The 26331-nt window shown below is 67.8% G+C and carries 20 protein-coding genes and 1 pseudogene; 11 read left to right on the top strand and 10 right to left on the bottom strand.

The window, feature by feature from the left end:
• Nucleotides 1–5 precede the first annotated feature (5 nt).
• A complete protein-coding gene (locus tag AZOLI_RS30170) occupies nt 6–1148 on the top strand; it encodes a DegT/DnrJ/EryC1/StrS family aminotransferase (protein ID WP_014190069.1) in 1143 nt (380 codons plus the stop codon).
• Between the two features lie 137 nt (nt 1149–1285).
• Here AZOLI_RS30170 and AZOLI_RS32830 read toward each other — a convergent pair whose 3' ends face one another.
• The 3 genes and pseudogenes from AZOLI_RS32830 to AZOLI_RS33750 all read right to left on the bottom strand — a co-directional run.
• The gene (locus AZOLI_RS32830) at nt 1286–2638 is read right to left on the bottom strand and encodes a glycosyltransferase family protein (protein WP_162488555.1); all 1353 of its coding nucleotides are present in this window, start codon (nt 2636–2638) and stop codon (nt 1286–1288) included.
• Nucleotides 2639–2834: 196 nt separating this feature from the next.
• Nucleotides 2835–3383 (bottom strand): IS5 family transposase, encoded by a 549-nt coding sequence (locus tag AZOLI_RS32120; protein ID WP_244442499.1) that lies wholly within the window; start codon nt 3381–3383, stop codon nt 2835–2837.
• Nucleotides 3341–3589 (bottom strand): annotated as a pseudogene (locus AZOLI_RS33750) (transposase); the annotation flags it as partial. The gene AZOLI_RS32120 and the pseudogene AZOLI_RS33750, both read right to left, overlap by 43 nt.
• A 125-nt stretch (nt 3590–3714) precedes the next feature.
• On the opposite strand from AZOLI_RS33750, the gene asnB reads away from it, so the two are divergent.
• A complete protein-coding gene (gene asnB / locus AZOLI_RS30155) occupies nt 3715–5625 on the top strand; it encodes an asparagine synthase (glutamine-hydrolyzing) (RefSeq protein WP_014190068.1) in 1911 nt (636 codons plus the stop codon).
• A complete protein-coding gene (locus AZOLI_RS30150; RefSeq protein WP_014190067.1) occupies nt 5622–7601 on the top strand; it encodes a hypothetical protein in 1980 nt (659 codons plus the stop codon). The genes asnB and AZOLI_RS30150 overlap by 4 nt, the downstream gene beginning before the upstream one ends.
• Before the next feature lie 54 nt (nt 7602–7655).
• On the opposite strand, the gene AZOLI_RS30145 is transcribed toward AZOLI_RS30150, so the two are convergent.
• From AZOLI_RS30145 to AZOLI_RS30125, 5 genes are all read right to left on the bottom strand, one after another.
• Nucleotides 7656–8678 (bottom strand): glycosyltransferase family 2 protein, encoded by a 1023-nt coding sequence (locus tag AZOLI_RS30145; RefSeq protein WP_044553873.1) that lies wholly within the window; start codon nt 8676–8678, stop codon nt 7656–7658.
• 127 nt (nt 8679–8805) lie between these two features.
• Entirely contained in the window at nt 8806–9765 is a 960-nt protein-coding gene (locus AZOLI_RS30140) for a lysylphosphatidylglycerol synthase transmembrane domain-containing protein (RefSeq protein WP_014190065.1), read from the bottom strand.
• A 78-nt stretch (nt 9766–9843) separates the two neighbouring features.
• Nucleotides 9844–10626 (bottom strand): class I SAM-dependent methyltransferase, encoded by a 783-nt coding sequence (locus tag AZOLI_RS30135; protein ID WP_014190064.1) that lies wholly within the window; start codon nt 10624–10626, stop codon nt 9844–9846.
• Nucleotides 10623–11540 carry a class I SAM-dependent methyltransferase gene (locus tag AZOLI_RS30130; protein ID WP_162488554.1) on the bottom strand — a complete coding sequence of 306 codons (918 nt, stop codon included), beginning with the start codon at nt 11538–11540 and terminating at the stop codon, nt 10623–10625. The genes AZOLI_RS30135 and AZOLI_RS30130 overlap by 4 nt, the downstream gene beginning before the upstream one ends.
• 28 nt (nt 11541–11568) lie before the next feature.
• On the bottom strand, nt 11569–12753 hold the full coding sequence (locus AZOLI_RS30125) for a glycosyltransferase (protein ID WP_014190062.1): 1185 nt from the start codon (nt 12751–12753) through the stop codon (nt 11569–11571).
• A 244-nt stretch (nt 12754–12997) separates the two neighbouring features.
• Between AZOLI_RS30125 and AZOLI_RS30120 the strand changes: the two genes are divergently transcribed.
• Nucleotides 12998–14569, top strand: coding sequence for a tetratricopeptide repeat protein (locus tag AZOLI_RS30120; protein ID WP_014190061.1), 1572 nt, complete (start codon nt 12998–13000; stop codon nt 14567–14569).
• A 3-nt stretch (nt 14570–14572) separates the two neighbouring features.
• Here AZOLI_RS30120 and AZOLI_RS30115 read toward each other — a convergent pair whose 3' ends face one another.
• Entirely contained in the window at nt 14573–15364 is a 792-nt protein-coding gene (locus tag AZOLI_RS30115; RefSeq protein WP_014190060.1) for an FkbM family methyltransferase, read from the bottom strand.
• A 439-nt stretch (nt 15365–15803) separates the two neighbouring features.
• Between AZOLI_RS30115 and AZOLI_RS30110 the strand changes: the two genes are divergently transcribed.
• The 6 genes from AZOLI_RS30110 (at nt 15804) to AZOLI_RS30085 (ending at nt 23644) form a co-directional block, all read left to right on the top strand.
• The gene (locus AZOLI_RS30110; protein WP_014190059.1) at nt 15804–17192 is read left to right on the top strand and encodes a tetratricopeptide repeat protein; all 1389 of its coding nucleotides are present in this window, start codon (nt 15804–15806) and stop codon (nt 17190–17192) included.
• A 203-nt stretch (nt 17193–17395) separates the two neighbouring features.
• The gene (locus AZOLI_RS30105) at nt 17396–18073 is read left to right on the top strand and encodes a ParA family protein (protein ID WP_014190058.1); all 678 of its coding nucleotides are present in this window, start codon (nt 17396–17398) and stop codon (nt 18071–18073) included.
• Nucleotides 18074–18242: 169 nt separating this feature from the next.
• Nucleotides 18243–18737, top strand: coding sequence for a hypothetical protein (locus AZOLI_RS30100; protein WP_162488553.1), 495 nt, complete (start codon nt 18243–18245; stop codon nt 18735–18737).
• A 127-nt stretch (nt 18738–18864) separates the two neighbouring features.
• A complete protein-coding gene (locus tag AZOLI_RS30095; RefSeq protein ID WP_162488552.1) occupies nt 18865–21012 on the top strand; it encodes a tetratricopeptide repeat protein in 2148 nt (715 codons plus the stop codon).
• A 632-nt stretch (nt 21013–21644) separates the two neighbouring features.
• Nucleotides 21645–22049: a hypothetical protein gene (locus AZOLI_RS30090; protein ID WP_014190055.1), complete on the top strand. Its 405-nt coding sequence runs from the start codon at nt 21645–21647 to the stop codon at nt 22047–22049.
• Nucleotides 22050–22171: 122 nt separating this feature from the next.
• Complete coding sequence (locus AZOLI_RS30085; protein WP_014190054.1) at nt 22172–23644, top strand: tetratricopeptide repeat protein; 1473 nt, start codon at nt 22172–22174, stop codon at nt 23642–23644.
• A gap of 117 nt (nt 23645–23761) precedes the next feature.
• On the opposite strand, the gene AZOLI_RS30080 is transcribed toward AZOLI_RS30085, so the two are convergent.
• Complete coding sequence (locus AZOLI_RS30080) at nt 23762–24904, bottom strand: hypothetical protein (protein ID WP_014190053.1); 1143 nt, start codon at nt 24902–24904, stop codon at nt 23762–23764.
• A gap of 254 nt (nt 24905–25158) precedes the next feature.
• On the opposite strand from AZOLI_RS30080, the gene AZOLI_RS30075 reads away from it, so the two are divergent.
• Complete coding sequence (locus tag AZOLI_RS30075; RefSeq protein ID WP_014190051.1) at nt 25159–26100, top strand: recombinase family protein; 942 nt, start codon at nt 25159–25161, stop codon at nt 26098–26100.
• Nucleotides 26101–26331: the final 231 nt, after the last annotated feature.

Genomic DNA, 26331 nt, shown 5'->3' with positions numbered 1-26331 from the left:
GGACCATGCACGCTCCCATCGCACAGACCAATCCCGGCGCCTGGTGCCAAGCCCACCGCGACGAGATCGAAGATGCCGTCCGCCGGGTGATCGACAGCGGCTGGTACATCCTTGGCCGCGAAGTCACGGCCTTCGAAGCGGAGTTCGCCGCTTTCGCCGGAGAAGCCGGAACCGGCGGCCTGCATGCGGTGGGCGTCGCCAACGGCACGGATGCCCTGGTCCTGGCCCTGGAAGCCGTGGGCATCGGTCCCGGAGCCGCGGTGGTGACCGTATCGCACACGGCGGTGGCCACCGTCGCCGCCATCGAGATGGCCGGCGCCACCCCCATCCTGGTCGATGTCGACGAGGCGCACGGGTTGGATCCTGCCGCATTGGAAGCCGCTCTGGCCGCTCCGCCGCCTGGAACGCCGCCAATCCGCGCCATCGTGCCGGTTCATCTTTACGGCCAGCCGGTCGACCTGGATGCGGTGATGGCGATTGCCGACAGACACGGCCTGACGGTCGTGGAGGATATGGCCCAGGCCCATGGCGCCCTGTGGCGGAGCCGCCCCGTCGGCAGCTTCGGCGCCGCCGCATCCTACAGCTTCTACCCGACCAAGAATTTGGGGGCGCTCGGAGACGGCGGCGCGCTGGTCGCCCGCGACGCCGCCATCGCCGAACGCGCCCGCAGCCTGCGCCAGTATGGCTGGCGGGAGCGCTACATCAGCGACATGGTGGGACGGAACAGCCGACTCGACGAATTGCAGGCGGCGATCCTGCGGGTCGGTCTTCGCCATCTGCCCGGTTGGAACGAGCGGCGCCGGGCCATTGCTGCCACCTATGATCGCGGGCTGGCCGGTCTCCCCGTCACCCTGCCCGTCCGCAGGCCGGGAGCGACCCATGTCTTCCACCAGTATGTCGTCGAACTGGATGACAGGGACGCCGTTGCGGACCGGCTGCGCGGGCACGGGATCGGAACCGGGGTCCATTACCCGGTTCCCGTCCACTTGCAGCCGGCCTATCGGAACCGCATCCCCCTGGGAGCGAGCGGCCTGGCGCGCACGGAGCGGTTGGCCGGGCGCGTGCTGAGCCTGCCGATGCACCCGTTCCTGAAGGACGACGAAGTCGAACGGGTAATCCAGGCAATGGTCACCGCGCTGAATTCATAGTGGGAAGCCAATGGATTGGCTTCCCACTATGACAGGGGCTTTCCTCTAGTTTTGCAACAATGGATTTATCATTTTTCATTTTATATACTTTGCACTCATTAATGATTATTAATATTGAAAATTGCGCTCTTTGGTCTTCACTTCAGCCTTCGCATGAGAGATTCCCAGAACAAAGGAGTTGCATAATGTTTATCCCAATAATCCTTCGCAGAATTTGCGATCATAGACCTCCAATCCTCGTTCTCCAGAAGGAACTGACTAAAAGATATAGCCTGATCTATATTAGCTACGGGTATGTAATGGACATACTCAGAAAAATATTTGTATGCCGGAGATCCAACCTCTTCCAAAATAACTGCTTTAGACATAATTGCCTCATAAAATCTACCAGTTTGTATATGAACAAGAGGAGAAACAACACCATTATTAAATATAATTTTTGATCTCCCCATTATATCTCTATATTTCTCTGAATTTGGCGCATTTTCTTTGGTCCTGTCGTGCAAGGATGCAAATATTTTCAACCCCAGAGCCTGAAAGGGCCGAAGCCAAGCATCACGATTTCTGTTGGCAGAACCAATACAAGAAATCGGTATATCTTTACTATCTGATGCCTTCAGAAGACTCTCGCTTAATGGAATAGATGGTATAGTCATGACATTTATTTTACCATATGTTTGCAATGATGTTTCATTCATTGTAATGACGACATCAGAGCAATCCAGCCATTCCTGTATATTGCAGGAATCGTCGTAACTATCCCCAACACAAATTGCCAGCTTGAAGCCAAGCAATTCTTTCTTCTCTATCCAATATTTTGAATTTATCGTATCCTTAGATGGTGAAAAATTACCATCCGAAACCACAATGTCCGGCCTGACTTTATCAAGAAAATCACTCAATTCATCGAGATTTTTATTTATACATTTATTGTTTTTGCTTTCGTAGCTATATGTAATATCATCAGCATTATATGCATAAACGTCGCAACCGTAATCTTTACATGATTTATTAAAGTGTATATAGAAATCACTTTCTATGTACAAAGGATTGGAATGTATATGCCTTCCAAAAATAACAGCAACCTTGACTCCATCTCCTCTAAGTTCCTCCTCTCCTTCTGAGCGCTTGAACACATTGCGGCAGACTGGTTCTGGCGTGTTCCCCCGTTGCCAGGACATCCAATGGCTCGTCAGAATAGTTTCAATCATTGCACGTTGCCGTGGCCGCAAGGTCGGTCCTGCAGGCCCAAGAATCGGGCAAGGCCGATATATCTCAAGAGCACGAGATGTCGTGGCTTTCGCTCGAAGGTAGCAAAGCCTTGCGGCAGGATCGTCACTGTCTCGGAATAAGTAATCCAGATCAGGCGGCAAATGCCTCATCACCCACATCGCAAAGCGCAAGTCACCGCGATGAATCGCTTCGTATACTTCCCTAATTTCTATATTCATTACTTCCGCCAATGCTGACTTTTCAGAATGGCGTATCATATGCCACTCATTTCCTGATCTTTGCATCGCCCGTGCAAACAGTCAATTCCGTGAAATGGATGTCTCGCTGCGATACCCCGCCTCGAACCGGAACAAGCCGCCACTGGCCTCCAATCAGAGAAATGACCATGCCCGCTTCAACAGCCATTTCCCCATGGCACGGGGGCGGGCGAGACGCTACACCTAGGGCGTGTCGTCAGTTGAGCCAGATGACAGCCGACACGAGGTAAACAGCCGCCAAGAAAGTGCTGGCAAGCTTGTCGTATCGAGTTGCAATGGCTCGGAAGCCCTTCAGCTTGTTGAAGAATCGCTCGACGAGATTACGTTCGCGGTACAAGGCGAAATCGGTATCGCGGGCGATCAGCCGATTAGCCTTGGACGGGATGACGGGGACGATGTCGCGCTCCTTCAATGCGTCGATCAGGGCGTCGCCATCATAGGCCTTGTCGGCGATGAGGGCCTGCGGCTCGACCGCGTCGAGCAGAGGGGCGGCTTGGCTGAAGTCAGAGGCCTGACCGGGGGTCAGGGAGATCGCCACCGGGTTGCCCAAGGCGTCCACGATGGCATGGATCTTCGTCGTCAGCCCCCCTCGTGATCGGCCGATGGCTTGGCAGGCGCCCCCTTTTTTCGCGCCCCGGCGCTGTGCTGGTGGGCGCGGACGATGGTCGCGTCGAGCATCATGTACTCGTTGTCGCTGTCCTCGGCCAGGGCTTTGAAAAGGCGCTCGAACACCCCGCTCTCGCACCAGCGGCGGTAGCGGCGGTGGGTGTTCTTCCAATCCCCGAACCGGGTGGGCAGGTCGCGCCAGGGAATGCCAGCCCGGTAACGGTACAGCACCGCCTCGACGAACAGGCGGTTGTCCTTCGCCGTCCCCCCGACATGGCCTACCCGCCCCGGCAGAAAATCCTGGACCCGCTCCCACTGATCGTCGCGCAAAGCATAGCGTCGCATTCGTCGGCCCTCCCGTCAGCCGACCCTCTATGAATCACGCATTCCTACCGCTGGGAATCCCATAACTGACGACACGCCCTAGCCCCCGTCGCCACCTTCGGCAGTCCCCTCGGGAGAGCAGCCCCATGTGCGGTTTCGCCGGCTTCGCCGGACCCGGCGGCGAGCGCGACCTCGCCGTCATGACCAGCATCATCCGCCACCGCGGCCCCGACGACGACGGCGTCCATATCGACACCAGCGGCGCCTTGGCCGTCCATCTGGGCTTCCGCCGCCTCGCCATCATCGACATCGAGGGCGGCCACCAGCCGATGGCGACGGCCGACGGCGATCTGGTCATCGTCTACAACGGCGAGATCTACAACGCGCCGGAGCTGCGCCGCGCGCTGGAGCAGGCCGGCCACCGGTTCGTCACCGACCATTCCGACACCGAGGTGCTGCTGCACGGCTACCGGGAATGGGGCCTGGACATGCTGGAGCGGCTGAACGGCATGTTCGCCTTCTGCCTCTACGACCGCCGCGGCGGCCGGCTGGTGTTCGGGCGCGACCGCTTCGGCAAGAAGCCGCTGTTCTATGCCGAGACGCCGGACGGGCTGGTCTTCGCGTCGGAGGCCACCGCCGTCCTGTCCCACCCGTCGGTGCCGGACGGGCTGGACCGCACCGCGCTGGTCAAATACTTCGCCTACGGCTTCATCCCGGCGCCGCTGACCGCCCACGCCGCGCTGCGCAAGCTGCCGGGCGGCTGCAGCATGGTCTACGACCTGGCCAGCCGCCGGCTGTCGGTCAGCCGCTACTGGGAATACCGGATGGTGGTGGACGACCGGCCGCCGGGCGGTCCCGATGAGTGGGCGGAGGAGCTGCGCGAGCTGCTGGACCGCGCGGTGGAACGCCGGATGCTGAGCGACGTGCCGGTCGGCTTCTTCCTGTCCGGCGGCATCGACAGCGCCGCCATCGTGGCGCTCGCAGCCCGCCACCGCGACCCGGCGTCGATGAAGACCTTCACCATCGGCTTCGACGAGCCGAGCTTCGACGAGAGCGGTTATGCGGCCGACGCCGCGCGCCATTACGGCACCGACCATGCCTGCCGCACGCTGAACCTCGACACCGCGGCGGGGATGCTGCCGGAACTGCTGGGCCGGCTGGACGATCCGATCGCCGATCCGTCGATCCTGCCGACGCATCTGCTGTCGCGCTTCGCCCGCGAACGGGTGACGGTGGCGCTGACCGGCGATGGCGGCGACGAGCTGTTCGCGGGATACGATACCTTCGACGCGCTCAAGACCGCGCGGCTCTACCACCATGCCGTCCCCCGCCCGCTGCACCGGCTGGCGGAGGCGGTGGCCCACCGGCTGCCGCGCTCGGACCGCAACATGAGCTTCGACTTCAAGCTGCGCCGGGCGCTGCGCGGGCTGGGCCACCGGCCGGCGCACTGGATGCCGGCCTGGCTGGGTCCGGCCTCGGTGGAGGAGGTGTCGCGGCTGTTCGGCACCGACCTCTCCGCCGACGATCTCTATGACGAGGCCGACGCCCTGTGGCGCTCGGGCGCCAGCCGCCACGACGTCGACCGCTCCATCGAGTTCTACGGCCGCTTCTATCTGGGCGAGAACCTGCTGATCAAGGCCGACCGCGCCAGCATGTTCTGTTCGCTGGAGACGCGCTCGCCCTTCCTCGACCGCGATCTCGTCGCCTTCGTCAGCCGCCTGCCGGCCGGCGTGAAGCTGCAGCCGAACGGTCTGATGGGCGGCACCCGCAAATGGATCCTGAAGAAGGCGATGGCCCCGCTGCTGCCGCCGGCGATCCTGTCGCGGCCCAAGAAGGGCTTCGGCATCCCCTTGAGCCGCTGGCTGCGCCACCTGCCCCAGCCGCCGCTGGAGACCGCGGCGCGCATCGGGGTGGACGGCAAGTGGCTGGCGACCCGCTGGGACGAGCACCGCAGCGGACAGGCCGACCACCGCGGCCTGCTGTGGGCCTGGACCGCGCTCGCCACCGCACTGGACCGCCCGGCCAAGACCCCGGCACCGATGGAAAACGCCGCATGAGTTTCGACAGTCTGGATCGTCCGCTCCCCCAAGCGCATGAGAGTGGAACGCGTGGGGGAGCGGACAGGCCTGCCGCTGCCCGCACCGCCGGCCGCGCCTCGTCCTTCGCCCGCATCCTGGTCCGGCTTCTGCTGGCGCTGGGGGCGCTGGTCGTCGTCTATCAGTTCGGCCGGAACATGCAGGCGAGCAGCGGCCTGCCCTATTGGGACGACTGGGGCTATTTCTTCGGCACCGCCCAAGGCGTGCAACAGCCGCTGACCTTCCAGTCGATCTTCGCCAAGGACAGCGACCATGTCGCCCCCTTCTTCAAGCTGCTGACCCACGGTCTGTGGCATGCCATCGGCGTCGATTTCATCGCCTTCCGGCTGGTCGGCTGGCTGGCCTTCGCCGCCATGCTCGCCGCTTACGCGCAGGTTCTGCTGCGGGACTGCGTGCGGTCGGCCTGGGATGCGGTGCCGGTGGCGGCGACCGGGCTGTTCCTGACCGGCACGCTGAACAACGAGTATTTCTATTACCAGCATATGGGGCTGGCCCAGCCGATCTTCTTCACCTGCCTGTTCCTGTTCCTCCACACGCTGGCCCGCGGGCGGCTGGTTCCGGCGACGCTGTTCCTGCTGGCCTTCGGCTCCACCGGGGTGTTTGGCGCCAGCTATGCCCTGGGAGCGGCGGGGGTCGGAGCGGTGCTGGCCCTGCACCAGGGCGGAAGCTGGCGGACGAGGCTGGCGAAGGGGCGCACGCTGGTGGCGGTCGGCGGCGGGCTGCTGCTGACCATAGCGATGCTGTGGATGACCTTCCACGGCTCCTACGCCAACCACACCGGCCAGCCTCTGGTGCTGCCCTGGCATCGGGAGTTCTGGGCCTTCCTGTTCGGCGCCTTCGCCACCGCCGCCGGCCTGCCGGTGGAGACGGTGGGAGCGCCGCCGTCCTTGGCGGTGGGGGCCGTGGCGTTCATGCTCTGCTTGATCCCGGCGGTGCTGCTGCCCTTCAGCCGGGCGGGCGTCGAGCGGCGGCACGCCGTCTTCTGCATCGCCTCGCTGATCGCGGGAACGGTGATCGTCACCATGACCACCGCCCTGGGCCGGGCCGGGCTGTGCGGCGACGGCATCGCGGCCGCAATGCGTTGCGGCACCATCCCGCGTTATGCCTATCCGGTCCTGCTGACCTTCCCGGCGGCGGTCGCCGGCTGGGCGGTGCTGATGGCCGGCCGGGCGGGGGCCGGGATGGGGAACGGAACAGCGAGAATGGATCGGGGGTCTGCCACCGGGCTGATTCTGGCCGCCCTCCTCGTCCTCGGCCACAGCGTCGGCGGCTCCCTGCTGCGGCATTGGGAGGTCGCCGGCTTCAACCGGATGGTGGAGGAGCGCGACAGCGAGGCGCAGCGCTGCATCGCCAGCCATCTGCAGGCCATCGGGACGCCGGGCGGGCTGGACTGGCAGCAGCCGTTGGTCTGTCCGTCCAGTTCGCCGCGCAACATCGCCCCCTTCCTGCACGCGGCCTACGACCTGAAGGCCGACTTCCTGGCCCCGATCCTGAACGATGCGGCCAACCAGCCGGAACGCCCGATCCTGCAGAGCCTTCTGCGCAACGGGACGCTCGATGACGCGACAGGCGCCTTGCGGCTGGGCATGGCGGTGCGGCCGGCCGGGACGAATGACGGGGTGAACGGTTCCCTCGACCGGATCGAGCGGATTCCCAACGGTCCGCTCGCCCTGGCGGGATGGGCCGCCGACATGACCGTGCCGGCGCCGGCGGCTTTCGTCCTGGCTGCGGTCGGCGACCGCATCGTCGCCACCGGCTCCACCGGCAGTGCGCGGCCCGACGTCGTCAACGCCTTCCACGAGAAGCGGCTTCTCAACAGCGGCTTCATCCTGCCGCTGCCGGCCGAGGTCGCCGGCCAGCGGGTCCGGCTGTTCGTCATGGCCCATTCCGGCGCCCTGAAGGAACTGACGCCCCCCGGCGGGGTGGTGGTGCCCTGACGCAAAAAGGCCCCGAACCGGGAAGGTTGCGGGGCCTTTTCAGTATCGGAACCGTCAATCGCGGATGCTGCGGTCAGGCGGAGGCGGCTCGTCGAAGTTCAGCATGGTCTTGATGGAATAGTGGCTCTTGCCCTGGCTCTCGAAATAGATGCGGACCAGCAGTTCGGCCAGCAGCCCCATCAGGATGCACATCACGCCGGTGACCAGCCCCATCGTCACCAGCAGCGGCAGCGGCGTCATGATGAAGGAGATGCCGTCGACCAGCTTCAGGTAGATCGCATAGATGCCGGCCAGGAAGGACAGCCCCATGAACATCAGGCCGGCGAAGCCGAAGATGTAGATCGGCTTGGTCTCGTACTGGGTCAGGAACTTCACGACGACGAGGTCGAGAACGACCTTCAGCACCCGCTCCAGCCCGTATTTCGACTGGCCGTGGCGGCGCGGGTGGTGGCGCACCGGAATCTCGGTCAGCTTCGCCCCCTGCCAGCGGGCGTAGATCGGCACGAAGCGGTGCATCTCGCCATAGAGCCGGTAGCCCTGCAGCATCTGCCGCCGGTAGGCCTTCAGCGTGCAGCCATAGTCGTTCAGCTTCACGCCGGAGATGGTGGAGATCAGCTTGTTGGCCATCTTGCTGGGCAGCGTGCGCAACAGGAAGCCGTCCTGCCGGTCGGCGCGCCAGCCCGACACCACGTCATACCCCTCGTCCAGCTTGGCGAGCAGGCCGGCGATGTCCTGCGGGTCGTTCTGCAGGTCGCCGTCCATCGGCACGATGACGTCGCCGCGGGCATGGTCGATGCCGGCCATCATCGCCGCGGTCTGGCCGACGTTGCGGCGGAAATTGATGACGCGGATGCGGCGGTCGGACGCCACGCGCTGCAGCTCCGCCTCCGTCCCGTCGATGGAGCCGTCATTGACGAAGATGACCTCGAAGCTGCGCCCCAGCCCGTCGAGCGCCGGGATCAGCCGGCCGCACAGAGGGGCGATGTTGTCCTCCTCGTTGTAGACCGGGATCAGGACCGAGACGGAAACCGTGCCCATGTCCGTGGTGGCGGATCCGGGGGTAAGCAGGAGGGTCATCGAACGGGTCCGGAGGCTGCTGGTCATCTGTGGGGGCGATGCCGGGCCATGGTATGGCCGCTGGATCCGACGAGCGCAACGGCTAATTGGATTGCGAATTCAGGCGTTGAGGATTGGCGTTGAGGATTCAGGCGGGACGGCGTTCGCGCAGGACGGTCAGGTCGATGACGGCGCCCAGCAGGGCCACCATCACCTGGAAGGCGAGGATGCCGAAGCCCAGCGCCAGCGACTGGGCGTGCGGAACCCCGACCAGATCGAGCAGGCCGACCAGCGACGCCTCGCGCAAGCCGATGCCGGCGACGGTGACCGGCATCAGCACGATCACCGACATCAGCCCGATCACCGCGCACCAGACCGAAAAGGGCTGGTCGATGCCGACCGCCAGCCCCAGCGCCTGGCTGCCGGCCACCGCCGCCACCTGCACCGCGATCCCGCCGGCGACCGACAGCAAGGCCCGCCCCGGCCGGCGCGTCTGGTCGCGCCAGGCCTCCAGGAAACGGCGCAGCGGGCCGAGCAGCCAAGCCTCGCGCTTCGGCCCGGCGCGCCAGCCGAGCAGGGCCAGCAGAAGGGTACGGGCCGGCGCCCATGCCAGCAGCACGGTCGCCGCGGCCAGCCCGGCCAGCACCAGCCCCACCGCCACCAGCAGCCCGTCGCCGAAGCGCGCCGACTGCAGCGCCAGCCCGCCGCCGGTCAGCAGCAGAAGCCCGGCGATCCCCGTCACCTTGTCGAAGGCGACCGCCGAAACGATGCGGCCGCCGCCGATTTCTCCCTGCCCCCGCCCCTGCCCTTCGTCGCGGCTGAGCCGGTAGGCCTTCACCGCCTCCCCCGCCAACTGACCGGGCAGCACCAGCGCATAGAGCTGCGCCACCAGCGTGTAGGCGAGCAGCCGCCCGGCCCGCAGCTCGGGCAGCAGCACCCGCAGCTTCAGCGCGTTCAGCACATGCATCAGGAAGAACAGCAGCCCCGCAAGCGCCATCAGTCCCGGCGACGCCACCGCCAGCACCCGCCCGACCTCCGCCACGTCGACCCGCCACAGCAGCAGGGCGACCAGCAGCACGCTGACCAGGGCTTTCAGGCCGGGGCGCATTTAAAGATGCCTTTTCATGAAGTCATGAAGTTATTTCAGGAGAACTTTCCCTCTCCCAATGCTGGGAGAGGGGGCTCCTCAAGACCCCGGCCGGCGGGCCAGCACGTAGATGTAGTCGCCGTGCGACCAGGAATTCAGGCGGAAGATGTGGTACAGCGCCTCGGCGAGGAAGCGGCGGCCGGGGCCGTAGTCGCCCTCCGTGCCCTGGCCGCTGGCGGCACCAAGGACGTTGCGGTAGAGCGGTGAGAAGAAGGGGAAGCCCCATTCCACCACCCGCTCGATCTCCAGCCCGACCGACCTGATCTTGGCCTGCAACTCGCCGTGGGCATAGTTGCGGTGATGGCCGACCGTGCGCTCGAAGTCGCGCATCCGCCCCTGCAGGGTGGAAACCAGCAGATAGCGGCCGGTCATGGCGGCGAGGTTGCGCAGCGCCGCGACATCGTCCTCGATATGCTCGACCACGTCGGTGCAGACCACCAGATCGAAGCGGCGGTCGAGATGGCCGGCGGCGACGTCGAGCAGGCCGAACTCGGCGTTGGGCGCCCGGCGGCGGGCGACGTCGATGGCCTTGGCGGAAAAGTCGAGGCCGCTGTAGCTGGCCTGCGGCTTCAGCGGCATCAGCGTGGCGAGCAGCGAGCCCTGGCCGCAGCCGACGTCGAGCAGGCTGTCGTAGTCCAGCGGGCGCACCATCTCGGTGACGATGCGGCGCAGATGCCGGCCGGTCGGGCCGTATTTGCGCATGTCGTTCCAGCGCCGTTCCCAGCTGTCGTCGTAATCGACGCCGCCGGGATGGTCGGCCGCCGCGGCGGCCATGGGAGTGGGAAGGGGAGAGGTGGCGGACTTGTATGCGTCGTCGCTCATGCGGGCCTCCGGCGCAGGATGAATTCGTTGCAGCCCGTCGGCACGCGCGGCGAGCGGACCTCCAGCAGGTCGAAGCCGAGCGCGTCCATCCGCGCCCGCACCTCGTCGGCACTGGCATATTCGTAGGGGTAGCCGCCGAGCCAGTCGGTGACGTCCACCCAGAACTCCATGCCGCGCTCCTTGTGCAGCGGGTTGGAGCCGGTGATCGCCCAGGTCGCCAGGAACATCAGCGAGCCCAGCGTCCAGTCCCAGAGCTTCCGAAGGAAGCCCGGCGACAGGTTGTAGACGATCTTGATCAGGGTCCAGATCGGCGAGGTCCAGTGGCGGTTGTAGAGCGCCAGCACGAAGGTGCCGCCCGGCGCCACCAGCGGGGCCACCGTCTCGATGGCCGGCCACATCGAGCCGGTGTGGTGCAGCGAGCCCCAGGCATAGACCACGTCGAAGCGGCCGAGCGAGCCGACGAAGCCGCTGTCCAGCGCCGAGCCGCGGCGGAACTCGATGCGCTCGGCCAGTTCGGGCGCGAAGCGGCCCAGGTTGCGGCGCGCCACCTCGACCCCGGTCGGGTTGACGTCGAAGCCCAGCGCGCGGGCGACGCCCAGCTTGCCGGCGGCGATGGTGAACAGGCCGGAACCGGAGCCGACGTCGCAGAAGCTGGCGTCCTTCAGCCGGTCGGTCCCGACCAGCCCCTTCAGGCTGTCGATGGCCGCCACCAGCCGCGGCTCGTCCAGCACGGTGCGCGAGTAATGGTCCCAGTTCTCGCCGAAATCGAAGGCCAGGGCGGGTGTCCCGGCCGGGGTGCCGCCCCCGCCTTCCGCCGTCTTCACCGGTTCCGCCACGCTGTCCGATCCCTTGCTGTCCGACCCGATCTGCCGCGCCGCCATACGCTCCCGAAAGCCGCCGGATGTCAACAGCACGTCTAGCGGGGCCCCTCAGTCCGCCCCCTCACTCCGCCTGCGCCGGCCGGGCCCGTCCCACCGCCTTGCGGCCGGCGAGCGACAGGTCGCGGTAGGCGGCGGCGACGGCGCGCCAGGAGAAATGCTCGACCACCCGGCGGCGGCCGCCCTCGCCCAGCCGGCGGCGCAGGGCCGCGTCTTCGGCCAAGCGGGCGAGTGCTGCGGCGAGCGCGGGCGTGTCGTCGGGGTCCAGCATCAGGCCGGTTTCCTCCTCCACCACCAGATCGCGGTTGCCGGCGATGCGGGTCGCCACCACGGGCAGGCCGGCGGCCATCGCCTCCAGCACCACGTTGGGCATGCCCTCGTCGCGCGAGGGGAAGACGAAGGCGTCGGCGGCGCGGTAGGCGGCGGGCAGCTCGTCGCGCCCGAGCCAGCCGCGGAAGGCGATGCGCTCCGACAGGCCGAGCCGGGCGGCCTGGGCCTCCAGCTCCGGCCGGGCGGGGCCGTCGCCGACGATGGTCAGGCCGATGCGGTCCTGCGTCCGGGAGGGCAGGGAGGCGAGCGCCTCGAACAGCACGTCCAGCCCCTTCTGCCGCACCACCCGGCCGACGAACAGCAGGGACAGGCGGTCGCTCGTGCTCCGGGTGTCGGCAGGCGAGAAACGGACGGCATCGACGCCGTTGGGGATGATGGCGATGGGCTGGTCGGGAGCGAAGCGGCGGGCGAGGTCGGCCAGCCCCTCGCTGTTGGCGACGACGGCGGAGGACCGGCGCCACAGCCAGCCGATCGCCGGCCCGGCCAGCCGGTGGTAGAGCGAGATGCCGTCATACTGGAAGCCCGGCACGTCGCCGCCGCGCAGGCTGACGACATAGGGCACGCCGGAGAGCGCCTTCACCATCCAGGCCGCCGGGCCGCAGGGCAGGCCGAAATAGGCGATGGTGGCGTCCGGGCGCCAGCGGGCGGCGATCCACGGCGCCATCGCCAGCGAACTGGCGAGGAAGGCCAGCATCTCCACCACCGAACTGCGGTCGCGGCGGCGGCGCAGGGTGGGGATGCGGCGGATCTCCACCCCGTCGGGCCGGCGCTCCACCCGCGGCAGGTCGCCGAAGGCGGAGGTCAGCACCAGCACATCCTCGCCCAATGCCGCCAGTTCGCGGGCGGTGTTGTCGGTGGCGTTGGCCGCCCCGCCGCCCAGCGGCGGAAATTCATAATTGATCAGCAGAAGCCGTGCCATGCCGCGCGCCACATTCCCCGTTCGACGAGCGCCATTGATGGGCGGTGAGCGGCGGCGATGCAAGCGGTCAAGCGGCTCCACTGGCCGGCTCCACTGGCCGGCTCCACTGGCCGGCTCCACTGGCTTCCCCACTGCCGTCCGGCCGGCGCCGGTCCTTTGCAGCACCGGCCATCTCTGCTACTGATCGCACCGGTTCCCGATGCTGTCCGAAACCAGGTCCTCAACCGGGGCGATGCGGTCTTTCATGAACATCCAGCAAGCCTTCGCCACGGCTCTCGGGCTCCAGCAGAGCGGCCAAGCCGGAGAGGCCGCCCGGCTGTATGGCGAGATCGTCGCCACCGACCCCCAGTTCGCCCCCGCCGTCAACAATCTGGGACTGCTGCGCGCGGACGCCGGCCGCGATTGGGAAGCGGTGGCGCTGTTCCGCCGCGCCCTGAGCCTGGCGCCGAACTCGCTGAACGGCTGGATCAACCTGGGGGCGCTGCTGGTCCGGCTCGGCCGGCCGGATGAGGCGGTGCGGGCCTACCGCGCCGCGATCCGGCTGAAACCCGACCAGCCGGCCCTGCTCAACGAACTGGGTATCCAGCTGGAACGGCTGAAACGGCCCGAGGAAGCCAGCGACATCTTCGCCCGCGCCTTCGCCCTGGCGCCCGACGATGCGGAGATCGCCAACAACCACGGCGCCATGCTGCGCATGGCCCACCGGCTGGACGAGGCGGCGGCATGCTTCCGCCGCGCCATCGCGCTGAACCCGCAGCATGCCGGGGCCTACAGCAATTTGGGGTCCACGGTGAAGGACAAGGGTGTTTTCTGGGAGGCGTTGCTGGGCTTCCGGCGGGCGACCCGGCTGGACCCGGAATTCGCCGGCGCCTACTGGAACGAAAGCCTGGTCCGGCTGCTGCTGGGCGATTTCGTCCAGGGCTGGCGCGGCTATGAATGGCGCTGGAAGCATGGCCGCCTGCCCTCGCCGCAGCGCAGCTTCGTCCAGCCGCGCTGGGACGGATCGCCGCTGCAGGGGCGGCGGCTGCTGGTCTATTGGGAGCAGGGCTTCGGCGACGTGCTGCAGTTCGTCCGTTACCTGCCGCTGCTGTCGCAAATGGCCGGCGGACAGCCGGTCTATCTGGAATGCCAGCGGCCATTGCTGCCGGTGCTGCGCCGCCTGCCCGGAACCATCGCGGTGGAGACCGGCGGGCCGCTGCCCGACTTCGACGTGCAGATCCCGGTGCTGAGCCTGCCGGCCCTGTTCGGCACCCGGCTGGAAACCGTGCCGTCCCGCGTTCCCTATTTGACGGCGGAGCCCGATCTGGCGGCGCGCTGGGGCGAGCGGCTGAAGGGGCTGGAAAAGGACGGAGGCGGGCTGAAGGTCGGCATCGTCTGGGCCGGATCGCCCACCCATGGCAACGACAAGAACCGCTCCATCGGGCTGGCGCCCTTCGCAAGGCTGGCCGCCATCCCCGGCGTCAGCCTCGTCTCCATCCAGAAGGGGCCGACCGAGGGACAGGCGGCAAACCCGCCCGGCGGCTTCCCCCTGCTGAACCTGTCGCCCGACATCCACGACTTCGCAGACACCGCCGCCATCATGGCCGGCCTCGACCTGATGGTCTGCGTCGACACCTCCGTCGCCCATCTCGCCGGCGCGCTTGGCGTCCCGGTCTGGGTGCTGGTCCCCTTCGCTCCCGACTGGCGCTGGATGCTGGACCGTGACGACAGCCCCTGGTATCCGACCATGCGCCTGTTCCGCCAGGACCGCCCCGGCTCCTGGGACGGCGCCATCGACCGCCTGGAACGCGCCTTGCGCGAGCGGGCCTCCCAATAAGGGTCAAAGGGGTGCGTAGGGACCGTCGCGGTGGACCATCACCAGATCGACCTGCCACATCCGTTCGTCATTGGGACGGTAAAGCGGATCGACGATGTCCCAGACCTGGAAACCGTAGGGTGCCATGGCGTCGATGATGCGAGGCAGGCGGGCATCGTTGCCGGCCACCGTCGCCTCGATCACGAAGACGGCGTCCGGCTGCATCAGGCTGGCCGCCCCGGCCAGAACCTCCAGTTCCAGACCGTCGACATCGATCTTCACCAGCATCGGCCCAGCATAGCGGCCTTCGGCACACAGCGTATCGAGCGAGACGCCGGGCACGCTGCGCAGGCCCGGCGGGGCGTCCGCGCCCTCCGGAACGACGGAGGAGTAGAGCCGGTCGTCGGAAACCGCCAGCGGGACCATGCCATCCCGGCTGGTGACGGCGGCGATGCGGTACTCGGCGCTGCGCAGCTGCCCGCACAGGGCCTGCAGGGCGGACTCATTCTCGGCCACCGGTTCGATCAGCACATGGTGGGCGTCGGGAAAAACCTCGTAGAGCGGCGGGGTGCCGGTCTGGGCGCCGACATCGATCACGGTGGCGGGACGGAAGCCCCGGTCGCGCAGGAGCGTAAGCGTCTTGTGCTTGCTCTGGCGGACCATCGTCCGCTGGGAGCGGATCAGCCCCAACAGCGTCGCCGCCATCGGATTGCCCGGACTGACCCGGAGGATGGCGCGGTAGAATTCCTCCGCCCGTTCGAGATCGCCGGAGAGATGGACGTCGAAAGCGATCTTGAGACCGTCGGCGATGCTCACGGCGACTGGCTTCCCGGATTGGCGACCGCCCGAACCCACATCTGCCCGCAGCCGCATTTCCGCGGCCGGGATGGGCAAGGATTTGCGCAGGGTGGCGACTGGATGGCTGATCATAAAAGTGCCGCACCGGACGAACCGGCGCGGCACAGTTTCGGCTGGAACCCTTTCCCGGGTCCATAGCAACAGTTGATGATATTTGCCCGTTTGTTCAAGCGCGTTCTTGCAAAACAGCCAGGTTTCCGCTTTGCCGGCCATGCATTTTCCGCAAGCCGGTGCCTGCACCCTTTTCCAGGCGTCGCCCCCACCCGAAAACGGGGATGCACGGGACCGGCGGCCCCGACTCGGGAGACCGCTCCGGGAAGGACAGGAGGCTCCGCTTGCCAGCAATGGGGGTGCCATGGGATGAAGCGCCGCCCCCTTCCGCCGACCGGTTCGCGCCATGCCACAAGCCTCCGACACCACCCTTCAGGACGCGCTCGACGCCGAACGGGCGGGGAACCGCGAGACCGCCGGGACGCTCTGCCTCCGGCTGCTGGAGCAGGCCCCCACCGGTCCGCAGGCGCCGGCGGCGCACGATGCGCTCGCCAGACTTCTGGTCGGCCAGGACATGGCGGCGGCGGCCGGCCATGCGCTCGCCGCCTGGCGGCTGACGCCCCAGGATCCGACCCGCCGCTCCAACCTGTGGCAGCTGCTGACCCATCTGGGCGAGGCCGGCGATGTCGGCCGCTTCCAGGGGCGCGAGGACTGCGTCGGGCTGGTGGCGCTGGGCAACGCGCTGCGCCGCGACGGGCAGGCGCTGCGGGCCGAGCGGGCCTATCGCCGGGCGCTGGAGCTCTATCCGGAAGTGTCCTTCACGCTGAGCCGGCTGGCCTGCCTGTGCGCCGAGCAGCACCGGCTGGAGGAGGCCGACGCCCTGTTCGCCCAGGCGGCGGAGCGCCATGGCGGGCGCGACGCCGTCACCCGCACCGATCCGGCCTTCCTGCAGGCCCTGCGCGCGGGACCGCCCGCCGCCGGCATCCGCGCCACCATCCAGGAAGGCGCCGGGGCAGCATCCCGGCCGCTGGTGGTCTATGCCTGCTGCGACGCCGTCTATGCGCGCAAGTTCCTACCGACCATGGTGCGGTCCATCGCCGAGGACAGCGGGCTGGACTGCGCCATCGCCCTGCATCTGGTCAATCCCGATGCCGAGGCGGAAGCGACGGTGGCCGCCCTGGCCGCCGCCCACGGCGCCGACCGCTTCATCGTCCTGCGCGAGACCATCGACCTGTCGCCGCTGGGCGACAATGCCAAGACCTATTACGCCTGCAGCCGCTTCCTGGTGCTGCCCGATCTGCTGGTCCGCTGGCAGCGGCCGGTGCTGATGCTGGACGTCGACCTGCTGGCGATCCGCGACCTGAACCCGCTGCTGGCGACCTCCGCCCGCTCGGACCTCGGCATGATGAGCCATGCGCTGAAGCGGCTGGACATCTGGAGCCTGCTCTACGCCGACGTGCTGCACATCCGGCCGACCACGGGGGCGCTGCGCTTCCTCGACCTCACCCGGCGCTACATCCGCCATTTCCTCGACCGCGGCCTGCCCGTCTGGTTCCTCGACCAGGCGGCGCTCGCCGCCGTGCATCTGGCCGGCTTCACGGCGGAGGCGGCACCACGCCTGACGATCTATCCGGCCGACATCCACAGCAGCACGGTGATGGTCGACGGCGAGGGCCGCTATTGGACCGACGACAGCGCCTATTTCTATTCGGTCCGCGCCACCGGCGGCGGCCAGCATGCGGTGCACCGGCTGAAGCGCCGCGCCGGCACCACCGCTGACGTGAAGCCGGGTTGAACCGGACCGGGCTTCACCGGCAGGCAGGCGGCAGGCAGGCGGCAGGAGCGCATGACAACAAGTCATGACTTCATGAATCATGATTTCATGCTTCTTCTTCATGACGTGAAACCACTTCCATCTTTCCTGTTCTTGCGTGTAAATCCGCGAAGCTCCCGCTCGGGTCAGCCCGCTTTCCATCCCCTGCTACCGGGAACCACCGCATGGCTCGGATCATCAGTTTCGCCTCCACCAAGGGCGGCGTCGGCAAGACCAGTCTGGTCATGGCGCTCACCTCCGAACTGCGCCGGCGCGAGGCGAGCGTGCTTCTGCTCGACTGCGACCCCAACCGGCATCTGGCCGAATGGGCGCGGCGGCGCAACGATGCCGGCGTGCGGGTGCTGGACGAGATCACGGAATCGAATGTCCGCCAGACGGTGCAGGAGAATGCGCCGAGCTTCGACTACACGCTGATCGACCTTGCCGGCTTCGGCAACCTGACCATGCTCTACGCCTTCTCGGTCAGCGACGGGGTGCTGATCCCGACCCAGCAGTCCTTCATGGACGTGAAGGAGACGGTGCGCACCTTCAAGGTGGTGGCGGATTCCGTGGGCGTGCTGAAACACACGCCGGCCTCCAGCGTGGTGATCGTCCGCACCCAGGCCGCCATCGAATCCCGCGTCGACCGCCATGCCCGCGGCCTGCTGGACGAGCATGGCGTCCCGGCCTTCCGCACCGAACTGATCGAGCGCTCGCTGCTGAAGGAGATGACCTACACCGGCCACGGACCGGGCGAGGTCAATCCGAACAGCAATGCCGACCTGAACGTCCGCTCCCTGACCGACGAGTTCGTCGCCTTCCTGGAAGCCTCCCCGGCCAACCCGCTGATCCCGCGAGGGTGAGGCGGGCAGGGCTTCATGGCATGGTATCATGATTTTTTAACAAGACTTTTTATCATGATTTCATGACGTGCAGTCCGGTCAAGCCGCCGCAGGCTCCCGCCCGGCGAAGGGCTTGCACGCCGCGGAACGCCTGGGCATCCTCTTTTCCAACCAGGAGGATGCTTTCGGCATGGATCCCATCATCGCGTCGGTCATCGCCGCAGCCAGCACCATCGCCGGGATCGCAGGCAGCGGCTTCGTCACCGCGGCAGGCGAGGACGCCTACACGCGGCTGAAGGCGGTGGTCCGCCACCGCTTCGCCGCCGCCGAACCGGCTCTGCTGGAGCTGGAGGCCGCCCCCGCGAGCGCGGCTCCCCGCCTTGCTCTGGCCGACCGCTTGGCAGAGGCGGGGGCCGCGGGCGACGCGGAGTTGCGCCAGAGCGCGCAGGCCCTGCTGGCCGCCCTGCTGGCCCTGCGCGACCGGCCGCAACCGCCGCCGCTGATCGACTTCGACAGGCTGGTCGCCGCCCAGCGTTTCGAGATCTCCGACGTGACGGCCGCCGGCACCGTGCTGCGGGCGAAGGAGGCCCGTTTCGAGGGCGAGTTCGTCTTCCGCGGCGTCCGGCAGAGCGGGGGCCAGCAGAGCGGGGGCCAGCCGTCCCATGGAGAGCCGGAAAAACACTGAGGGCGGCGCCGGGCATTCCGTGCAGCCCGTCGCCGCCGGCACACAGCACACCGGGGTCTCGGCCGGGATCTTGAATGCCGGGACTCTGATCGTCCAGCAAGGCGCTCCGGCAGCAGAGGGCGGGGCTGTGGCCGGCCCCCGCTGCGACATCCCGGTGCTCTACGCCCGGCCCTTCATCGGGCGCGTCGACCTGCTGAATACCATTGCCGAAACGCTCGACGATCCGCAGCGGCCGTCGGTGGTGGCGCTGCACGGCACGCCGGGAGTCGGCAAGACGGAGCTGGCGCATGAATATGCCCGCCGCCATGCCGGGCGCTATCCCGCCGGCTGCTTCACCCTGGATGCCGGCGGCGACACCCCGGTGAAGCTGGCGGAGATCGGCCGCCTGATCTTCGGGTCGGAACCGTTCCGCGACCTGTCGATGGTCGATCAATGCAAGGTCGCCTTCTACCGGCTGACCCGGTCCGCCGTGCTGCTGGTCTATGACAATGTCCGCTCGGCGGAGGCGATCCGGCCCTGGCTGCCGCCTCACGGCACCCCTTGCCATGTGATCATGACCAGCGTGCTCGATCCGTGGGACGGCCTGTGTCCGGCCTTCGCGGTGGAATTGCTGGACCGGGACGACAGCGTCGCGCTGGTCGCCTCCATCGCCGGTGAGGATGCCTGCCGCGACGGCGACCTGCCGCTGGTCGATTGGGCCGGCGGCCTGCCGGTCCAACTCGTTCCGACCGCCGCCGCCCTGAAATGCGCCCGCCGCCGTGGCCGGGCCGGAGCCGCCAAGCTGCGGCTGGAGCCGGAAACCCAGAACAGCTTCCGTCCGGTCTATGAGCTGCTGCCGCCGGATCCCCGCCTGATCCTGCAGACCGCCGCCCTGCGCAACGGCATGGCCCTGACCGCCGAGGATCTCCAACAGGACATGGCGGACGCGACCGGCTGGGATGAGGAGAACTTCGACCGCCATCTGGACGCCTGCCTGGACCTGCATCTGCTGGAAAGCGGCGGCGAGACCCTGCGGATGCATCAGCTGATCGCCCATTTCCTGCGCGAGCAGCCAGCCCCGGACGGCCATGGCGAAACGCTGGCGAGGATCCGGCAGGCGCAGTGGAGGCGGCTGGTGGACAGCGCCAAAGCCTTTGCCACCGCCCCCAACCGGATGGAGTTGGCGGCGAAAATGCAGGGCTTCCTGACGGATCCCACGCTGTGGGACGGCTGCGGCGTCACCGGTTCGGCATTGGACTACCAGACTGCCGGCCGCGCATTTTCGGAAACCGGCCAATTTGGGATTGCACAGCTTTGGGCCGAACGATCGGTCCATGCCGTCGAACAGGAGGCGACTGAAAAGGGCGTCGATCACCAGAGCCTCGGCGTCAGCCTGAATCAGATCGGTACCTGCCTGTTCGACCAAGGCCGCTTCGCCGACGCGCAGCCCTGGTTCGAGAAGGCGGTCGACGCCAAGCAGAAGGGCGACATCCACCAGCGCATCGATCACGAAAGCCTCGGCGTCAGCCTGCATCAGATCGGCACCTGCCTGTATCGCCAAGACTGCTTCGCCGAAGCACAGCCCTGGTTCGAGAGGGCGGTCGACGCCACGCAGAAGGGCGACATCCACCAGCGCATCGATCACCAGAGCCTCGGCGTCAGCCTGCATCAGATCGGCGACTGCCTGTATCGCCAAGGCCGCTTCGCCGACGCGCGGCCCTGGTTCGAGAAGGCGGTCGACGCCATGCAGAAGGGCGACATCCACCAGCGCATCGATCACCAGGGCCTCGGCGTCAGCCTGCATCAGATCGGCAACTGTCTGTTCAAACAAGGCCGCTTCGTCGACGCGCAGCCCTGGCTCGAGAAGGCGGTCGACGCCAAGCAGAAGGGCGACATCCACCAGCGCATCAATCACGAAAGCCTCGGCGTCAGCCTGCATGGGATCGGCAACTGCCTGTATCGCCAAGGCCGCTTTGCCAAAGCGCAGCCCTGGTTCGAGAAGGCGGTCAACGCAGCGCGGAAGGGCGACATCCACCAGCGCATCGATCACCAGAGCCTAGGCACCAGCCTGCATGAGATCGGCATCTGCCTATCCCGCCAAGGCCGCTTCGCCGACGCGCTGCCCTGGTTCGAGAAGGCGGTCGACGCCACGCAGAAGGGCGACATCCACCAGCGCATCAATCACCAGAGCCTCAGCATCAGCCTGGAAGCTGTCGGCCATTGCCTCTCCCAACTGGGCCGGGAGGAGGAGGCGCAGCAGTGGTTCGAGCGGGCGCAGGGGCTGGAGCCGGGTTGAGTGGGCCGGTTGTCTGGACCGTTCTGACCGGAAAGCCGCACCGACCGGGGCGCTCCTTCCCAGGTCGGTGCCGACCAGAAGCCACCTATTCATCATGTCCTATTTTCATGTTCATCAATCATGAAAATAGGACATGACGATTTTAGATGGCTTCCTGCTGGCCCCCCGGCAGGAGGAAGCGGTGCTTTTCCCCGCACATCCGTCTCCACGCGATGCCGCCTCAAGCCGGACGGCCAAAATGGACGGGCAGGCAAGCGCCGCCGCGAAGCGCCCGTGGCCCAAGGGTGAGGCAGTCCCACAGGAGCAGGAGACCATTCCACCATCTCATTTCATGACTTATTGTCTCAATACCGTGCCATGGCTTTATCCGATCGGGCATCCAGCCATGCGGACTGCCCCGTCCCCGGATCGCCCCGCCGGCCGCACGCACAATCTCATGCCCTTATTTCATGACATCTCTCCATCACATTGCCCCGCCATCCCCCTGTGGTTCCCGCGCCACGCCGGCCGGCTTTCCGTCGCGGCGCGCTTCGCCCCCGCCACATGGCGCGAAGACAGGACACCAAGTCATGATATTGCTTCATGGCTTACCCCGCCGGCCCCAAGCCGGTGCCGTCCTGACCGGAGTGCCCATGTCGACCGACAGCCCCGCCAAGCCTCCCCTGAAGCCTGCCGCCAAGCCGGCCCGTCCTCCGCTGGGCGGGATCGGGATCGGCGGGCTGGGGACGGACGATGTCGACCCGATCCGCCAGTATGGATTGAGCAAGGGCTTCCTGCCGACCGAGACGGAGCCGCCCGCCGCACCCGCCCCCTCCCATCCGCAAGCCCCCACTCCCCAGCCCGCCCCCGCCCCCACCATCGTCCGACCGGCGCCGACCCGGCCGTGGCAGGCGATGCTGCCGGACTATCTGGTGGAGGAGCTGCGCCAGGCCGCCGCACGCGAAGGCACCGCCCAGAAGGTGATCGTGCTGAAGGCGCTGCGGCAGGCCGGCTTCCGGATCGACGACATCGACCTGCAGGACCTGCGGCGGCGCTGACGCTCCCGGCCCGACACACAAAGCACACAGGCGTGGCCGAAGGGACGGTTTGACTCTCCAGGAGTAGCCGTCTATGCCCTGCACACGCTCCAGACCGACTGCCGACCACCAGCGACGACGAGATGAAGGCAAACATCACCCAGGCCGCCCCGGCGCCGTCCCCTGCGGCAGCCTCCCCCCTTCAGGCCTTGCCCCGTCCGGTATCGTCCGTCCCGGAGCCTGCCCCGGCGGCCGCTCCCAAGGCGGCGCCCCAGCCACCCGCCCAGTCCGGCTCCCACGGACTCAGCATCGACATGCTGGAACGGATGCTGGAGCAGCAGCCCAACGACCCCAACGTGTGGAGCGCGCTGGGCGCCCTGCTGCGGCAGGCCGGCAAGCCGGAGCCGGCGATCGCCTGCCAGCGGCGCGCTCTGGAGATCGACCAGCGCCATGTCGGCGCCTGGACCAACCTGGGCAATGTCCTGGGCGACGTGGAGCGCTATGACGAGGCCGTCGCCGCGCAGGAACATGCGGTGGTGCTGTCGGGCGGCAATCCCAGCCTGCTGGGCAATCTGGTGGTGGCGCTGCGCCACGGCTGCCGCTTCGACCGCGCGCTGGAGATCCTGGACGTCGCCCTGCGCGCCAAGCCCAACGATCCGGGGCTGCTGTGGGACCGCGCCCTGACGCTGCTGCAGGTCGGCCGCTATGCCGAGGGTTTCCGCGACTACGACTCCCGCCTGTCGCTGCCCAGCTACCAGAACCGCATCGCCGAAGGGCCGATGTGGGACGGCGGGCCGCTGAACGGCAAGACCATCCTGCTGACCACCGAACAGGGCTTCGGCGACGTGCTGCTGACCGCGCGCTATGTGCCGCTGGTCAAGGCGCGCGGCGGCCGGGTCCTGATGGAATGCCATCCGGAGCTGCAGCGCCTGCTGTCCGGGCTGGAGGGCCTCGACGGCTTCGTGCGCGCCGGCACCGCCTATCCCGCCTACGACGTCCATTGCCCGCTGATGAGCCTGCCGCACCGGCTGGGCACCACCATCGACACGGTGCCGCCGCCCACCCGCCTGAGCGTCCCGGCCGAAGCGCGCGAGAAGGCCGCCCGGCTGGTGCCCGGCCATGACGGCACGATCAAGGTCGGCATCATCTGGTCCGGCCGCGTCACCTTCAAGGACAACGCACGGCGCGCCACCACGCTCAGCCGCTTCCTGCGCTTCCTCGACGTGCCGAAGGTGCGGCTCTACAGCATCCAGAAGGGCCCGCCGGAGGCGGAGCTGGCCACACTCGGCACCTCCACCCTGATCACGCCGCTGGGGCCGCACTTCAACGACTTCGCCGACACCGCGGCGGTGCTGGAGCGGCTCGATCTGGTGATCATGACCGACAGCTCGGTGGCGCATCTGGCCGGCTCTCTCGGCCGCCCGGTGTGGAACCTGCTGCAGTTCATGCCCTACTGGGTCTATGGCGACGGCAAGGGCGGCGACGGCAAGGGCGGCGACACCACCCCCTGGTATCCGTCGATGCGCCTGTTCCGCCAGACCACCCCCGGCGACTGGGACAGCGTGTTCGGTGCCGCCGAGCAGGCCCTGCGTCAGGTGGCGGCGCTCAGAAGCTGAGGACAGGCGCCTGGGGGATGGGACCCGGGGCAATCGCCCGAAGGGCAGAAAGCGGAAAACCACCAACAGGATTTCCGGCAACGGGGACACCATGTTCCAGGCTTGTCGCGGAAGCCGTTACCGGCTCTTGAGCATCCGCTGGACACGCTCGACCACCCGGTCGGTGTCGGCGAGCAGGGCGTCCAGCGCCGTGTAGTCCACCTCCAGGCGGTCGAGGCGGGCGGGCGCAGGCGATGACGGCAGGGGTGGTTCGGTCGCGGCCAACGGCTCCGGCACCATGATCTTCGGTGGACGGCCGCGGCGCCGTCCGTAGCGACGCGGCCCGGCGGTCTCGCCGCGGATGCCCTCGGTGCCGGGCAGGCCGTACAGGCGATGGCTGCCGCGGCCGGTCACCTCCACGGCGGCGCCGCAGGCCACCAGGTCTTCCAGCATCATGCCGGCGCCGCGGACGCTGCAGCCGAGCAGGCTGGCCAGCCGGACCGGGCCGAGCAACGGCGTCGCGGCGAGCAGATCGACGGCGGCCGGCAGCCGGCTGTTGGAGCGGCGCGGTCCGATGGCGGCGCGGGCGGCGCGCCAGCTGTGCTCAAGCCGGCGCAGGATGGCGAGGCCGTCGGCGGCCTCGCGCTCCAGGCTGCGGGCGAAGGCCAGCGTCCAGCCGTCCGGGTCCGTCGGGCTGTCCGGGCGCAGGGTGTCGGCACCGGCGAGGATGGGCAGCAGGCCGCGGGTCAGGCCTGTCGCCTGCAGCGCCGCCGGCAGGGCGGCGCGCACGGCACCGCGCGGGCGGTCTTCGACGAGCCATGCCCGCATCGCCCGGGCGAGCGCCGGCAGGTGGGCGCCGGGGCTGGGCTGCGTCAGCGCCCGCAGCGCGTCCTCGACAAGGCGCCGGTGCTCGGGGGCATCGGTGCTGGCGTCCGGGGGGCGCCCGGAGCGGCGGTCGGCGACGGCGAGCATCAGGCCATAGAGGCGCAGGGCGTGGGAAAGCGCGTCGAGGTCGGCACCCCGTTCGTGATGGGCCGGGGTGTCCGGCACGCGCAGGCGCAGCCCCTCGATATAGGCGGCGAGGCGCTGCGGGTCGACGCGGTGGCCGTCGAGGCCGGCATGGGCGCGCACCGCCTCCAGGCGCACCCAATGCTGCCAGGCGGGCAGCAGCGGATGGCCGTCGAGGGTGGCGTCGAGGCGGGCAACGGCGAGCGCGGCGCGCTCGAAGGCGGCGGCGCGGACGGCGGGGTCGGCTTTTTCTGAGAGGGAAATTCCGAACACGCCCAATCCTTTCCTGGTGACCGCAGCGAATTTGATGGAAGCAAGATAACCGATTGCTTCATGACCGTGAATTTTTACCGGGAACCGGCGTCGACGAACCATGGGGCGGCAGGAGCAAGGCAGCCCGGCCCGACCGGCCCCGATGCTGCGAGCCTCTGTAAAGAAAAACACGCGCTCCGAAACGGTCGTTTACCCGTATCTCCAACAACTTTACAAAAGGGGTTCCCGCCCCGTATCACGGTTTGAAATCCGCCATGGCGCTCATCGGCTACGCCCGCGTTTCCACCGACGATCAGACCACCGCCGCCCAGATGGACGCGCTGCGCGCCGCCGGCTGCACCACGATCTTCGAGGAGAAGGCCTCCGGCGCCTCGCGCGCCCGGCCGGAGCTGGCGCGGACCCTCGCCCGCCTCGGCCGCGGCGACACGCTGGTGATCTGGAAGCTCGACCGGCTCGGCCGCTCGCTGGCCCACCTGCTGGAGGTGATCGAGGATCTGCGCGGCCGCGGCTGTCATTTCCGCTGCCTGACCAGCCCGATCGACACCGCCAGCCCGCACGGCACGCTGGTTCTGCAGATGCTGGGCGCCGTGGCCGAATATGAACGCTCGCTGATCCGCGAGCGTACGCGCGCCGGGCTGACGGCGGCCAGGGCGCGGGGGCGGGTCGGCGGCAATCCCAAGCTGAAGCAGGGCGATCCGGCGACGGCGCGGCGTCTGGCCGAGCGGCAGCGCCGGCTCTACCTGCTGGAGCTGACCCGGACGGCGGAAGAGTGGCTGCCCACCGTGCGGCGGCTCCGGCTGGCCCACTCCCCGGCCCGCTCCTGGGCGGCGGTGACGCGGGCGGTGAACGCCAAGCTGCCGCCCGGCCGGCATTGGACCGCCGAGCGGCTGCGCCGGGCCGTCCGCGCCTTCGTCGACGAAGGGCTGGCCGAGCCGGCGCTGCTCGACAAGGCGCCTGCGATGCGCGGCTCCGTTCGTGGCGACGACCGGCTGATGGTGCTGGTCGCCGGCATCGCCCGGGCGAACCCGGCGCTGTCGCTGCGGGCCATCGGCGCCCAGCTGGAGGCGATGCGGGAGACCACGCCGCGCGGCGGGCGCAGCTGGGCGGCGGCCTCGGTCAAGAACCTGCTGGACCGTGCCCGGGCGCAGGGGCTTCTCTCTGACGGGGCCGCCTCCGCTTCGCCGCAGGGGAGCTGACCGGGCAGCCCGATCGGGCGGCGGCGCCAGCCCGGCCGCGAACCGCCGCCCCTGTTCGACATAGAGAACGGTGTCGTGATGGATCGGACTGTGATGGCGCAGCCGGCAGCGGCTGCCCGGACGCATCGTCTCGACCAGCCGCCAGCCAAGCGCATGGCGGAGCACCGGCTTCCGCGGAGCATGGCAGCATGCTTGCCCCTTCGGCGGGCGGACGTTGCGGACGGGATCGAG

The sequence above is a fragment of the Azospirillum lipoferum 4B genome (assembly GCF_000283655.1).
Lineage (GTDB): Bacteria > Pseudomonadota > Alphaproteobacteria > Azospirillales > Azospirillaceae > Azospirillum > Azospirillum lipoferum_C.
This window is presented reverse-complemented; position numbering and strand designations above follow the sequence as displayed.

Coding starts and splice junctions, on each gene's coding strand:
- AZOLI_RS30075 (WP_014190051.1), top strand. CDS start 25,159: ATGGCGCTCATCGGCTACGCCCGCGTTTCCACCGACGATCAGACCACC.
- AZOLI_RS30090 (WP_014190055.1), top strand. CDS start 21,645: ATGTCGACCGACAGCCCCGCCAAGCCTCCCCTGAAGCCTGCCGCCAAG.
- AZOLI_RS30170 (WP_014190069.1), top strand. CDS start 6: ATGCACGCTCCCATCGCACAGACCAATCCCGGCGCCTGGTGCCAAGCC.
- AZOLI_RS30120 (WP_014190061.1), top strand. CDS start 12,998: ATGAACATCCAGCAAGCCTTCGCCACGGCTCTCGGGCTCCAGCAGAGC.
- asnB (WP_014190068.1), top strand. CDS start 3,715: ATGTGCGGTTTCGCCGGCTTCGCCGGACCCGGCGGCGAGCGCGACCTC.
- AZOLI_RS30140 (WP_014190065.1), bottom strand. CDS start 9,765: ATGCGCCCCGGCCTGAAAGCCCTGGTCAGCGTGCTGCTGGTCGCCCTG.
- AZOLI_RS30135 (WP_014190064.1), bottom strand. CDS start 10,626: ATGAGCGACGACGCATACAAGTCCGCCACCTCTCCCCTTCCCACTCCC.
- AZOLI_RS30085 (WP_014190054.1), top strand. CDS start 22,172: ATGAAGGCAAACATCACCCAGGCCGCCCCGGCGCCGTCCCCTGCGGCA.
- AZOLI_RS30100 (WP_162488553.1), top strand. CDS start 18,243: ATGGATCCCATCATCGCGTCGGTCATCGCCGCAGCCAGCACCATCGCC.
- AZOLI_RS30125 (WP_014190062.1), bottom strand. CDS start 12,753: ATGGCACGGCTTCTGCTGATCAATTATGAATTTCCGCCGCTGGGCGGC.
- AZOLI_RS30150 (WP_014190067.1), top strand. CDS start 5,622: ATGAGTTTCGACAGTCTGGATCGTCCGCTCCCCCAAGCGCATGAGAGT.
- AZOLI_RS30145 (WP_044553873.1), bottom strand. CDS start 8,678: ATGACCCTCCTGCTTACCCCCGGATCCGCCACCACGGACATGGGCACG.
- AZOLI_RS32830 (WP_162488555.1), bottom strand. CDS start 2,638: ATGATACGCCATTCTGAAAAGTCAGCATTGGCGGAAGTAATGAATATA.
- AZOLI_RS30110 (WP_014190059.1), top strand. CDS start 15,804: ATGCCACAAGCCTCCGACACCACCCTTCAGGACGCGCTCGACGCCGAA.
- AZOLI_RS30105 (WP_014190058.1), top strand. CDS start 17,396: ATGGCTCGGATCATCAGTTTCGCCTCCACCAAGGGCGGCGTCGGCAAG.